Source organism: Propionivibrio sp., from assembly GCF_047602565.1.
GTDB lineage: Bacteria > Pseudomonadota > Gammaproteobacteria > Burkholderiales > Rhodocyclaceae > Propionivibrio.
The window spans coordinates 4,300,975-4,313,742 of record NZ_JASGGX010000001.1 but is presented as its reverse complement, the minus strand read 5'-3'; the positions used below and the strand labels follow the sequence as shown (position 1 = coordinate 4,313,742).

Here is a 12,768-nt window from a genome sequence, read left to right as displayed (position 1 = left end):
GTGGGATGGTTAAACGGGTTTGATCGACGATTCGATCAGCGTGGCGTCGAAGACGTCGATCACTTCACGCACGAAGACGTCCTGTTCGACGGACGCCACGGCCTGCTCCTGGCGCTCCTGGCGCTGCCGCCGGGCGGTCGCCGCGGGCGTTTCGCCGGCGACTTCGTCCAGTTCGATGGACAGCTGCATGGGGCGCCCGAAATGCTCGGACAACGCCTGCTGCAGCTTGTCCTGCGCGGCCTTGATCTGCAGATGGCGATGCATGGGCGAAAGGCAGAGCACGAGGCGCGTTCCGTCCAGCGACTTCACGCCGCAATGCTGGCCCAGTTCCCGGGCCATGCCGCCCAGCTTCAACGCGGCGAGCAGTTCGTGCCAGTCGGGGGGCTCGCCGACGGCGGCCGGCGGAACGGGCGGCGCGGCAGCGGCCCGCGTCTCCACGGGCGGATCATCGGCCGGCCGGGCGGCCGGTTCGGGTTTCGGCTCCGTCGCAGGAGCCGGAGAGACGTCGTCCCCGGCCGCGGCCTGGCGAGCCTCCGGCGCGGAGGGAGAGGCGGCGACCGGCCGCCGGGCGCCTTCGCTGGTCGCGGCCGGCGGGGCGGCGCGCGGCAGGACGTCGCCGGCGACCGCCGGCCGGAAGGCGTACAGGCGCAGCAGGGTCATCGCGAAGCCGTCCTGCTCGTCGGGCGCGAGATGCAGTTCGTTGCGCCCCTGGACGGCGATCTGGTAGGCCAGCTGGACGTACTCGGGATCGAAGCGGCCGGCCAGTGCGAGCAGGCGCGCCCGTTCGGGCAGGTCCTCGGGCACCGCCTCCGGCGCGAACTGCGCCACCTGCAGGCGCGTCATCAGGCTGGCGAGTTCCTGCAGGGCGGCGGCGAACGACAGGCTGCGGCCGGCCATGCCTTCGGCGACGCGCAGCATGCCGGCCACGTCGCCGGCCAGCAGGGCGTCGAGGATGGAAAACAGGTAGTCGAGGTCGACCGTGCCGAGCATGTCGCGCACCTGCGCTTCCTCGACCTTGCCCGCGCCGTGCGCGATCGCCTGGTCGAGCAGCGACAGCGCGTCGCGCATGCTGCCCGCCGCCGAGCGCGCGAGCAGGTTGAGCGCCGCCGGTTCGGCGCTGATCGCCTCGACTTCGAGGATGTGCTTGAGGTGCGCGGCGATCAGCGACGGCGTCATCTGCTTGAGGTTGAACTGCAGGCAGCGCGAGAGCACCGTCACCGGAATCTTCTGCGGATCGGTCGTCGCCAGGATGAACTTGACGTGTTCGGGCGGCTCCTCCAGGGTCTTCAGCATGGCGTTGAAGGCCGAGTTGGAAAGCATGTGCACTTCGTCGATGACGTAGACCTTGAAACGCCCGCGCGTCGGCGCATACACGGCGTTTTCCAGGAGCTGGCGCATCTCGTCGACCTTGGTGTTGGTCGCCGCGTCAACTTCGAGCAGGTCGACGAAGCGCCCGGCGTCGATCTCGGTGCAGGCGGAGCAGACGCCGCACGGCGTCGCCGTGATGCCCGCTTCGCAGTTGAACGATTTGGCCAAGATGCGCGCCAGCGTGGTCTTGCCGACGCCGCGCGTGCCGGTGAACAGGTAGGCGTGGTGCAGCCGGCCGTCGGTCAGCGCGTGCGTCAGCGCGCGCACCACGTGCTCCTGCCCGACCAGGGTGGCGAACGTGCGCGGACGCCATTTGCGCGCCAAAACCTGATAGCTCATGTCCCGCTCCCGCGTCGCGTCGCCGAAAACGTCGGCGTGTCCTACAGCAGCCCTTCGAGGCGGAGGCGCGTGACGCCTCCGGTGACCACCGGCAGTTTCTCGATCCGGGCGATGGCCGCGTCGATGTTCTTCTCGCGCGTCTGGTGCGTGAGCATGATGATGTCCGCCTGCTCCTCGCCCTCGTCGGGCTCGCGCTGGATCATGGCGTCGATCGAGATCTGGTGGTCGGCGAGGATGCGCGTGATGTCGGACAGCACGCCCGGCTGGTCCTCGACCCGCATGCGCAGGTAGTAGCTGGTGACCACTTCCGAGATCGGCAGGATGGGCAGCTCGACGATGGCGTCCGGCTGGAAGGCCAGGTGCGGCACACGATGCTCGGGGTCCGCCGTCAGCATGCGCGCCACGTCGACCAGATCGGCGATGACGGCGGAGGCCGTCGGCTCGGCGCCGGCGCCCTTGCCGTAATAGAGCGTGGCGCCGACCGCGTCGCCCTTGACCAGCACCGCGTTCATCGCGCCCTCGACGTTGGCGATCAGCCGCTTGGCCGGAATCAGCGTCGGATGCACGCGCAGCTCGACGCCTTCGGGCGTGCGCCGGGTGATGCCAAGCAGCTTGATGCGGTAGCCGAGCTGTTCTGCGTACTTGATGTCGGTCGAGTCGAGCCGGCTGATCCCTTCGATGTAGGCGTCGCCGAACTTCATCGAATTGCCGAAGGCGATCGCGCTCATGATGGTCACCTTGTGCGCCGCGTCGACGCCTTCGACGTCGAAGGTCGGATCGGCCTCGGCGTAGCCCAGGCGCTGCGCTTCCGCCAGCACGGCGCCGAACGGCAGCCCCTTGCTGCGCATCTCGGAGAGGATGAAATTGGTGGTTCCGTTGATGATGCCGGCGATCCACTCGATGCGGTTGGCCGTCAGCCCCTCGCGCAGCGCCTTGATGATCGGAATGCCGCCGGCCACCGCCGCCTCGAAGGCCACCGTCACGCCCCGCCGCTGCGCGGCGGCGAAGATCTCGTTGCCGTGGTTGGCCAGCAGCGCCTTGTTGGCCGTGACCACGTGCTTGCCGTTCTCGATGGCCTTGAGCGCCAGTTCCTTGGCGACGCCGCAACCGCCGATCAGTTCGACGATGATGTCGACCTCGGGATCGTCAACCACGGCGAAGGCGTCGTCGGTCAGACGGCAGCGCCCGCCGGTCACTTTCCTCGCCAGATCGAGATTCTTGTCGGCCACCACGTCGATGCGGATCGGCCGGCCGGCGCGCCGGGCGATTTCATCGGCGTTGCGTTCCAGCACCGTGAAGGTGCCGCCTCCGACGGTGCCGATGCCCAGGAGTCCCACGCTGATCGGTTTCATTTCAATACTTTCTTAAAGCTGTACGCGAAAATGACGAGCCCTTCGCGAAAATAAAAACGATGCGCGTCCTGGCGCTGGACCCCGGAATCGAGCGCCAGCGCGCCGCATCCCAGGCTGCGGGCCTTGGCCTCCAGCCAGCCGAGCAGGAGCTTGCCGGCGCCGCGCGAGCGCCGGGCCGCGTCGCTCACCAGATCGTCAACGTAAAGCCGGCGGCCTTCGTTGGTGTTTTCGATGACGCGCCAGACGGCGACGGAAACGACGCCCCCCTCCTCGACCGCGATCGCCATCCGCCCGCCGGCGGCGAACACTTCGCGCAGGCGCGGCGCATAGTCCGGCGGCAGTTGCGGACGCAATTGCCGATGCACGTGCTCCGCCTTCTCCAGCCACTCCGCCTCGGTCACAATCCCCTGATCGTCGGTTACGGCAACGACTCGCATCTCAGGTTCCGTGCCGCTTGCGGTAATTCTCCAGGAAGCTGGCGATGCGGGCGATCGCTTCCCTGAGCAGGTCTTCGTGGGGCAGGAAGACCAGCCGGAAATGATCCGGATTCGGCCAGTTGAAGCCGGTGCCCTGGACCAGCAGGACGCGCTCATCGCGCAGCAGCTCGGCGATGAAGGCCTGGTCGTCGGCGATCGGATAGACCGCCGGGTCGAGCCTGGGGAACATGTACAGCGTGGCCTTCGGCTTGACGCAGCTGATGCCGGGAATCGCGGTGATCAGTTCGTAGGCGAGATCGCGCTGGCGGCACAGCCGGCCGCCGGGCGCCACCAGGTCGTCGATGCTCTGGTAGCCGCCGAGCGCGGTCTGGATGCCGTACTGGCCGGGCACGTTGGCGCACAGGCGCATCGACGCCAGCATCTCCAGCCCCTCGATGTAGTCGCGCGCGTCGCGCTGATCGCCCGAAACCACCATCCAGCCGGCGCGGTAGCCGCACGAGCGGTAGTTCTTCGACAGCCCGTTGAAGCTGATGGTCAGCACGTCTTCCGACAGCGACCCGATGGCCGTATGCTGCGCGCCGTCGTAAAGCACCTTGTCATACACCTCGTCGGCGTAGATGATCAGTCCGTGCTCGCGGGCCACCGCGACGATCTCGCGCAGCACGCTTTCCGGATACAGCGCCCCGGTCGGGTTGTTCGGGTTGATGATCACGATCGCCTTGGTGTGCGGCGTGATCTTGCGGCGGATGTCGTCCAGGTCCGGCAGCCAGCCGTTGCCCTCGTCGCACAGATAATGCCTCGGCGTGCCGCCGGACAGGCTGACCGCCGCCGTCCACAGCGGATAATCGGGCGCCGGCACCAGGACTTCGTCGCCGGTGTTGAGCAGCGCGTTCATGGACATGACGATCAGTTCCGACACGCCGTTGCCGATGTAGATGTCCTCGAGCGTCACGCCCTTGATCTTCTTCAGCTGCGCGTAGTGCATGACCGCCTTGCGGGCCGCGAAAATCCCCTTCGAATCCGAATAGCCGGCCGCGTTCGGCAGGTTGCGGATCATGTCGAGCTGGATCTCCTCCGGCGCGTCGAAACCGAAGGACGCCAGATTCCCGATGTTCAGCTTGATGATCTTTTGTCCCTCGTCCTCCATCCGCTTGGCCTGTTGCAGCACGGGACCGCGGATGTCGTAGCAGACGTTGGCGAGCTTGTTCGATTTATGCACGGGTTTCATGACAGTCCTTGCAGCGAGCGTTGTCCAGCAAAAGGTATAATCCTACTTTATCGCACCAAGCACCGCAATTTTATGAAGCTGCAGCTCGCCCGACCGGAAGGATCGAATGTCTTCACCGCCTACGGCGAAGGCTACGTCAACGTCAACGCGGCGCGATACGGCAACAGCATCGTCGTGCTGCCCGATCGCGTGATCGAAGGGTGGACCGCGTCGTCCCCCGAATCGCTCGCTCTCGCGGATTTCGAGTTCCTCGCCGCGCTCGACGCCGAGATCATCCTCCTCGGCACCGGCGCCACGCTCCGCTTCCCCCGCGCCGAGCTGCTCCGGCCGCTCATGCAGGCCCGCAAGGGACTGGAGACCATGGACAACCACGCGGCCTGCCGGACCTACAACGTCCTGGCGAGCGAAGGGCGGCAGGTCGCCGCCGCCCTCATCCTCCGCTGATCTACGCCATCCGCCCATCCGACTCCGCGGCCCTGCCGCCCATTCCCCGACCCGCCCGGCCAGGTTCCCGGCGGCCGTCAGCCAGCCAGACACGATGAAACGCATAGCACTGAAGATCGACGTGGGCACCTACCAGGGTACCCGGACCGGAGCGCCTGCCCTGGCGGAACTTCTGCAGCGCCACGGCGCGCAGGCCTCCTTCTTTTTCGCGCTCGGTCCGGACCAGGGGGGACGCGAAGCGCGCGCCGGGTCGCTGAAGTCCTACCACGGACTCGCGTCGCGTCTCTACGGACGCCTGCTGCCCGCGCCGGACATCGGGGCACGCTGCCGGGACGTTCTGCGGGCAATCGGCGACGCCGGCTTCGAAACCGGCATCCACGCCTGGAATCGCGTCCGCTGGGAACGATGCATCCTGGATTCGGCCAACGAGCTGGCCGAGTCCGAACTCGACAGCGCCTGCCGGCGCTTCGAGGACGTCTTCGGTACCGCGCCCAAAGCGCACGCCGCGGCCGGCTGGCGCGCCAGCCGCCATGCGCTGCGCCTCGAACAGCGCAAGGGATTCCTCTACGCCAGCGATTGCCGGGGAAGCCACCCGTTCTTCCCCGTCGTCCAGGGCGAACCGATCGCCTGCCTGCAGATACCGACGACCCTGCCGACTCTCGACGAACTGCTCGCGCTGGAGCCCGGCCTGACGCCCGACCGGGCGATGGACCGGCTCCTGCAGCTTTCCAGGGCCATTCCGGGAGATCACGTGTTCACCCTGCGCGCCGAGCTCGAAGGAATGAAATTCTTCGGCCCCTTCGAAAAACTGCTGACCGGCTGGCAAAGCAACGGCTGTTCGCTGGTCGCCCTGCGCGACATCCATGCGTCGCTCGACGCGCAAAAATTACCGAAATGCGTCGTCGGCTTCGCCGAATTTGCCGGCAGAGCGGGGATCAGGATGGCGCAGGGAGACGCCTTTCCGAATCCTTGAACAGGACGCCGGGGGAAATCTCCGAAAACGCGGACTCGCACGGCTATTGTTTACTGGCGGAGGCGGTGAGATTCGAACTCACGAACGGTTGCCCGTTGCCGGTTTTCAAGTAAGTCGTAAGCGTACTTTACTCTGCTTTTCGTGACTTTGGTAAGCCTTACATTGCCCGCTAAATCAGGCGATTAAAGCCCTTGCGCATTTGGTGTGGGTTGTCATAACTTTACCTGGACTGCTTACTACGTGCTTACGGCACACCCAGGAGATGACCACATGGCAAGGCTCACCAAGACTTATATCGACAAAATTGTTCCCCCTACGGATGGCTACGACCTGCATTGGGACGAGCAAGACAGGGGGTTCGGCATCCGGGTCACGAAGGACGGGAAACGCACCTACATCGTGCAGGGACGGGTAAATGGCAAAGAGCTTCGCATGTCGATTGGCCCGCATGGCGTCTTTACAGCCGATCAGGCCCGAGAGGCAGCACGAGAACATCTGCGTAACATGCGCATGGGCATCGACCCGCGAGCCCTCGCGAAGGAAAAAGCAGCGGAGTCGGTGACATTGCGGGATGTAACCGATGCATACAAGCGCGATCGACCGTTGAAAGAAAGCAGCAAGGGCGAAATCGAGCGGCATGCGACTACAACCTTTGAAGCTTGGCTCAACAAGCCCATTGCGAACATTACACGCGAAGCAGTCACTAAACGCTTCAACGAAATCAAGACCAAGGGACTGCGCGGCGACGGCCCTGCACCGGCTCAGGCCAATCAAGGCTTTGCCGTACTTCGCGCCCTCATCAATTACGCCATCCGTGAATACCGAAAATCAGACGGGAGCGCCATTATTACCGACAACCCCGTCGATGTTCTCTACAAGAAATGGGTGCCGATCAAACCGCGTACCAGCCGCGTCCCGGACAGCAAGGCGGGAGCAGTGTGGTCGTTCTTAAAAAAGAGCCGTGAAGTTGCCTACAATCGAGACACCCTCGCCAGCATTGACCTCGTGATGTTTCTCATGCTGACAGGTGCCCGCATTGGGGAAGCATCTGCGCTGACATGGGACAGGGTGAATCTGGACGAAGGCTGGTGGCACATACCAGACCCCAAGAACTCGAACCCCGTATGGCTACCGCTTTCGAAACAAGCCAACGAGTTATTGACCACACGGCAGCGGATCAAAGGCAGCCCGTTCGTCTTCACCTCTTGGGGCAAGTGCGGCCATATCCGCGACCCACGCGACACCATGAAAAAAGTTAGTAAGGTGGCGGAAACCAAAATTACGCCTCACGACTTGCGTCGCACTTTCACGACCGTCGGCGTGGCGCTGTGTGGCATCGATCTTCATAAGATCGAACTCCTGACTAACCATGTTCCGCGAGGCGTCACCGCCCGCCACTATCTGGAAACGTCACGCCTGCATTACTTGCTTCCGGAAGTTCAGCGCATCGCCAATTGGCTTGATGATCAAGCACGGGTTGCAGAGGCTATCGCCACCGGAGAAAACGAGGTCGCACTTCGTGCCTGAACGAGTGTTCAAGAGACTTTACAGGTGTTATGCATATCGCAAAATTATCCAACATTTGTGCATAAAGCTGTGCTATCGTAGTGCCAATCAAAGCCTCGCCATGCAATGTGGTGAGGGTAATGGCGCCCGAACGGGGCGCCAAGGCAAAGAAGTACCGTTCCGTCAGCCGGTGGAGCAAGCGTAACCAGCCGCCCAGAACCCGGACACCCCCGAAACCGTCTGGGGCAGGTGACCACACAAAACTCGACGGCAAGCTCCGCCTTGCTGACGCTTTCTATTCGTATGCGCCACAGGGCAAGTCCAAGGACCACTTGCCATGACCACAGTATCCTCACTCAGCGCTGCTCTGCTGACAAACAACCAAGCAGCCGAAATGCTTGGCATTAGACCCAACACCCTTGAGATTTGGCGCCACAAGGGAAAAGGCCCAAAGTTCGTGAAGATGGGCGAAGAAAAACAAGCTCCCATTCGCTATCGAGCTATTGACATTCTGGAATGGCTCGAAGCTAAGACCTTCCGCAGTACTAGTACCTATCACCCGACGGGTGACCTTTATAGACAGGCCCTTGCTCTCGATCGGTTTGACATCACTGCGGGAGGCGCGTAATGGCTACGATCCCACCCAACAACAAGCCGATGTTTTGGAATGACCCCCAACCCTCAAAGACTACCGATTCCGACAGCAGCGATGCTGTACGGGGATTAGAAGCGCATCGAGACGCGGAGAAATTCGCACTTGAACGGGAAAAATTGAAACGAGGCCTGCCCCTAGACGATAGCTACCACGTACCACGGGAACTGATAGGCCGTCATCTAAACACTGTTCAAATGCGGGCAATTGATTGGCTCTGGACGGGATGGATTCCAAAGGGGTATATCACAATCTGGGCAGGCGAGACTGGAGCAGGTAAATCAACCGTTCTCGCCGACGTAACTGCGAAAGTGACCACAGGAGCACCATGGCCGGGTGAGCATGAGCCACGCCAACAAGGGCGGGTACTCTGGCTTGGCAGCGAAGATGGCATTGAGGAACTGACTGTTCCACGCTTGGTTGCATGTGGAGCCAACCTCGCAAACGTGACCGAGATTCAGGGCGTCGTACAACTAGGCAAGCGCAATACTTTTTCAATGCAAGATGATCTGTCCGCCGTTAAGAGATGGCTGGCAGATGCGCAGGAGTGTGACGCCCCTTTCGATATGCTGGTCATTGACCCGGTCACCAGCTACCTACCAGGACACAAGCTACGCAAGGTCGATCTGAACGATGCCGGGCAACTGCGGGCGGTATTGGAACCTTGGCTCTTGCTTGCCCAGGAATACAGCCTCGCCATCGTATGCGTCACACACTTCATGAAGGACACGACACGGGCAATGCTGCATCGAGTTCTTGGTTCAGCTGCATTCACACAGACCTGCCGCAGTCTATGCTCAGTCATAGCGCGTCCGGATGACGGCATGTATGCTAAAGCACTAATTCAGGTGAAGGGAAATCTGCCAGAGCATCCTGGCGGTGCCTGGAAGTTTCGCACCGTGAAGGTGCAGGTGGGCATCGATCCGCGCAATCAGAAACCCATTCATGCCACATGCCCGGAATGGGAGCAACTCGACGCTAGTTTAACGCCAGAAAATCTTGTTGGCGGAACGCGCGGGCCGATCAGTAAATACCCTGCGGCATTCGGCCTCTGGCTTCGCGCCCAGTTTATGACCACACCTGTAAATGAAAGTCAGCGCGTCACCGACGTGAAAGCTGCAGCGCTTGCGGCTGGTGTCGTAACTGCACGCTGGTGGGACGAACATAGCATCACTTATTTGGAGAAACAAAATTTTGGAGGGGTTTGGTATTGCCGACTGAAGAATATCCCTAACGAAACTCCGTAATGTGAGAAAAGTGGGGAAACTGCCACACCGCCCTCAGTCCCCACCATAACCCACCCTCCAGGGTTTTGCTACGCAGGTGGGCGAGCAGACGTTGCGCGCCTAGTGATCCCATGGAACTTGCGCCAAGAGTAAAACTCGCAGCTAACATTGTTCAGATTCCACATGTGGTCAGCCGCTGCCGCCTTGGCCTCTTTCAATGTTGCGCGAGGGTTGGCATCCAGCCACTCCCATACCGCAGCACACAGACCTCCCACCTTAGGGCGTTTCACCCCGTTACATTCGATCCGCAGTGTTGTTGGGACTGGGGCAAGTTCTACAACTGTGGTCACAGCTTTTTTTGATGGTACTACGCCCTCTTTCCAGCCAAACCGTACTTCGTCACTGTTTTTGTGAACCGTGATTATGACCCTATCCTTCGGTATGCCAGTTGCCACGGCTGCCCGTCGGGCGTTTTCTCGTCTCGTGTAGGTCTTTGGTTCCATGGTTACCCCAAGCCTCGGCAATGGCAACACCATAGGGCGAGCTCTCGGCTATTTGCAAGGGGCAAAGGGGGGTGTCGGGTGGGGAAAGCGGAAGAACTTCACAGAAGACAACGACCACATTATTTGTTATTTGCTGTTCCCAGTCCTGCATGCGGCTGTTTTATAGCGCTTATCACAGGTGTTTGTCATATTGCAGTTAGCCCAATGTAAGTGTAAAAAGCAAATAGTTACAACACACCTGTTTTTTTCCTGCAAACAACAGCGATATCAATACACATGACCACCACAGAAGATCCACCGTGGCTTAGTCAGCACAAAGCCAGCAAACCCGGCTGGCCCCCCGGTCAGTCAGGAAATCCGAAAGGTCGCCCCAAAGGTAGCCGTAACCGCACCAGCCTTATCTCTGAAGAATTTGAAAAAGAAGGTTCAGCAGTTGCGCGAGTGGTTATTCAAGCAGCCAAGGACGGTGATATTCACGCGGCCAATATCGTCCTACAGCGCCTAGCGCCTCCGCTAAAACCGCGAAGCGAAAAGGTCAGTTTCGCCATTGACGCGACCAAGCCCCTGACTGAGCAAGCCACACAAGTCTTGAAAGCCATTGCAGATGGCGAAATAGACCCGGATTCTGGCAGAGCATTGATTGACTGTATTTGCGCATTTGCAGGACTACGAGAGTTTGACGAACTTACCAATCGGCTAGATGAGCTAGAGAAAACAATTGGCAGGAGATAAATATGAACGATATCCCCCTCAAATACTCATGGATTGCAGCAGGTGACCATATTCCGGATCGTATTGTTATTGTGATGCATCCTTTATTCGGAAAGGTTCCAGCACAACAAAAAACCGTTGATAGATTATCTCGTGAGTCAGAGGAAGGTTTTATTGAACGTGTAATGTATTTTGCAAGAGAAATGATGCGCCCTCATGGAATGTGCCATCATGCGGAGTTGTACTGTAAATATGGTGCAGAAGCCACGGCGAAAGCCGATGATCAATATGCTAATTTAGAGCATTTGCTTCGTTACTCTGCGATCAATGACGAGAGTTGCCATGTTCGAGCTAAATCTCTCGCAATCCTTTCAGAACTCTGTAGCACAACTGCGAGCTAGCATTAATGAGACGGCGTTTGTCTTCGGTAACGCGCAGACGGTTAGGGGCACTCGAACAAGCGCTAGCGGTCGGGCGCCCCATAGCCCGGTGGCCAGAAATGCTCAGTTGTGACGATTGGGAAACCTTGGCCTTGCCTATGCAACAACAACTTACCAACGACTCACAAAATGACGTCAAGGTAACAAACTATTCAAGGTAAGCCCCTTGTGGAGCGATTAATTCAGCTCTCACAAGTCAATCCCGGCCGGCAATATGAGGTGATTTATCGTACTGCCTCGGAAGGGGTATACAGCTTCACACCACGGTATCGAATTGTCGCAGTCATAAAGCCGGGGCTAATGACTGATACCGGGTCTCCTTCTTTAAGAACTATGCAATTCCCCGTGAGCATCAGTTGTTTAATCCCCTCAAAATCCTTCTTGTTGGCATAAGTAAAGGCCTCGTCAAGAGCGTCTTCACTGGTACATGCCAGCAGTTCTTTTTTGACGCTTTGTCCGCTGGATTTTGGCTGTGGTTGGAGTGGGGCAGGTCTCGGGCGCAGGTCAGCGGACTTTGGTAGCGTTTCAATCAGCCCTTCATTATCTCGCGCCTCTAAGTCACCATTGTTTTTGATTACGTAGTGATCACCAGTTCTGCGCGGAGGAAGCGGTCTGAATGTATTTGAATTAATTTTTGATAGAGGTGAGCCATCCGCTCCCCCGCTATCGTCTTTGCAACGCATCACTTCGAAGTATTTTTGACTGACCTGTTCAAAGCTACGAGTGCAGCCAATATCCTTACTGAACCACGTTCCCACAATTTTTCTGTTTTCCACGGGAGGTAGTTTTTCAATACCCAATGTTTTTTTTAGATCATCGGGTAGTTCTTTTGTCCCCGCATTTGCAATGGAAGAAGCTCCAAGCAATATGACGAAAAGTGGCAAAAACAAGCTACACATATTTCCTCCTTAATATTGGTTGTAGTAACCACATTCAGCTGCTACTTGATTGTCACGAGCAGCCCAGAAGATGAGAACGAGTCTCGTTAATGTAAGTATAACGTGCCCATAGGCCGTTGCCCATAGGCACGCATGAAGCGAAAGTCGCCACATGGCGAATTCGCACGTTCCTGACATCGGACCTACATTCGGCAGCGTTCTGAAGCGCTACAGGTCTGCCCTGAACGTGTCTCAGGAAGAACTTGCTTTTCGTGCTGGCGTGGATCGAACGTTTGTTTCCCGCCTTGAACGCGGGATAAGGCAGCCGACCATCACCACCTTGATCGGCCTTGGTTTGGCGTTGGGAGTCTCCGCGGCTGAGCTGGTCCGAGAAACGGAAGCCGAATATCTCGGGCAAATCGCCAAATAGCCACCTTTGTGCTGACTTTGCAGGGCACCACAAGCGACCATTACTGCACGGCCCTACTAACCCCCTTGGCCAACCTGCTAGCGTGGCCCGTGTGCGCCCCGCAGCAGCGCATGGGGCGAAACGGCGAGCCGCTAGTTGGTGGCGATAACCACAGGGGGCCTATAGTGGCGGTAACACCGCGCGGCCAGAAAAAGCCGGTGTGCCAATGCGTCAGGCCAAGAAATGGTAACTCGGGACGATCTTGACTCCGTTGTGTCGCACAGTCTGCTTGTCGAGTTCTG

Annotated in this window: 13 protein-coding genes; 8 read left to right on the top strand and 5 right to left on the bottom strand. The window is 59.6% G+C overall.

What is annotated here, in order from left to right; all coding sequences use genetic code 11:
• Nucleotides 1-9: 9 nt before the first annotated feature.
• From dnaX to QM701_RS20360, 4 genes are read right to left on the bottom strand one after another with little or no spacing between them, the layout of a single operon-like run.
• Nucleotides 10-1,707 (bottom strand): DNA polymerase III subunit gamma/tau, encoded by a 1,698-nt coding sequence (gene dnaX, locus QM701_RS20375; RefSeq protein WP_415168825.1) that lies wholly within the window; start codon nt 1,705-1,707, stop codon nt 10-12.
• Nucleotides 1,708-1,748: 41 nt separating this feature from the next.
• Complete coding sequence (locus tag QM701_RS20370; protein ID WP_415168824.1) at nt 1,749-3,059, bottom strand: homoserine dehydrogenase; 1,311 nt, start codon at nt 3,057-3,059, stop codon at nt 1,749-1,751.
• A complete protein-coding gene (locus QM701_RS20365) occupies nt 3,056-3,496 on the bottom strand; it encodes a GNAT family N-acetyltransferase (protein WP_415168823.1) in 441 nt (146 codons plus the stop codon). Before QM701_RS20365 ends, QM701_RS20370 begins: the two co-directional genes overlap by 4 nt.
• 1 nt (nt 3,497) lies before the next feature.
• Nucleotides 3,498-4,724 carry a pyridoxal phosphate-dependent aminotransferase gene (locus QM701_RS20360; protein WP_415168822.1) on the bottom strand — a complete coding sequence of 409 codons (1,227 nt, stop codon included), beginning with the start codon at nt 4,722-4,724 and terminating at the stop codon, nt 3,498-3,500.
• Nucleotides 4,725-4,796: 72 nt separating this feature from the next.
• Here QM701_RS20360 and QM701_RS20355 point away from each other — a divergent pair, with 72 nt between their 5' ends.
• From QM701_RS20355 to QM701_RS20325, 7 genes are all read left to right on the top strand, one after another.
• Nucleotides 4,797-5,168, top strand: a complete 372-nt coding sequence (locus QM701_RS20355; RefSeq protein ID WP_415168821.1) for an Mth938-like domain-containing protein — start codon at nt 4,797-4,799, stop codon at nt 5,166-5,168.
• A gap of 94 nt (nt 5,169-5,262) precedes the next feature.
• Nucleotides 5,263-6,141 (top strand): polysaccharide deacetylase family protein, encoded by an 879-nt coding sequence (locus tag QM701_RS20350; RefSeq protein WP_415168820.1) that lies wholly within the window; start codon nt 5,263-5,265, stop codon nt 6,139-6,141.
• 270 nt (nt 6,142-6,411) lie between these two features.
• Nucleotides 6,412-7,668, top strand: a complete 1,257-nt coding sequence (locus QM701_RS20345) for a tyrosine-type recombinase/integrase (protein WP_415168819.1) — start codon at nt 6,412-6,414, stop codon at nt 7,666-7,668.
• A 316-nt stretch (nt 7,669-7,984) separates the two neighbouring features.
• Nucleotides 7,985-8,275 (top strand): helix-turn-helix transcriptional regulator, encoded by a 291-nt coding sequence (locus QM701_RS20340; RefSeq protein ID WP_415168818.1) that lies wholly within the window; start codon nt 7,985-7,987, stop codon nt 8,273-8,275.
• Entirely contained in the window at nt 8,275-9,546 is a 1,272-nt protein-coding gene (locus tag QM701_RS20335; protein WP_415168817.1) for an AAA family ATPase, read from the top strand. The genes QM701_RS20340 and QM701_RS20335 overlap by 1 nt, the downstream gene beginning before the upstream one ends.
• Nucleotides 9,547-10,304: 758 nt before the next feature.
• Nucleotides 10,305-10,760 (top strand): DUF5681 domain-containing protein, encoded by a 456-nt coding sequence (locus QM701_RS20330; protein WP_415168816.1) that lies wholly within the window; start codon nt 10,305-10,307, stop codon nt 10,758-10,760.
• A gap of 2 nt (nt 10,761-10,762) precedes the next feature.
• Nucleotides 10,763-11,140, top strand: a complete 378-nt coding sequence (locus QM701_RS20325) for a hypothetical protein (RefSeq protein WP_415168815.1) — start codon at nt 10,763-10,765, stop codon at nt 11,138-11,140.
• 263 nt (nt 11,141-11,403) lie between these two features.
• Here the strand turns inward: QM701_RS20325 and QM701_RS20320 are convergent, their stop codons facing one another.
• Entirely contained in the window at nt 11,404-12,078 is a 675-nt protein-coding gene (locus QM701_RS20320) for a hypothetical protein (RefSeq protein ID WP_415168814.1), read from the bottom strand.
• 151 nt (nt 12,079-12,229) lie between these two features.
• On the opposite strand from QM701_RS20320, the gene QM701_RS20315 reads away from it, so the two are divergent.
• Nucleotides 12,230-12,487, top strand: coding sequence for a helix-turn-helix domain-containing protein (locus QM701_RS20315; protein ID WP_415168813.1), 258 nt, complete (start codon nt 12,230-12,232; stop codon nt 12,485-12,487).
• Nucleotides 12,488-12,768: the final 281 nt, after the last annotated feature.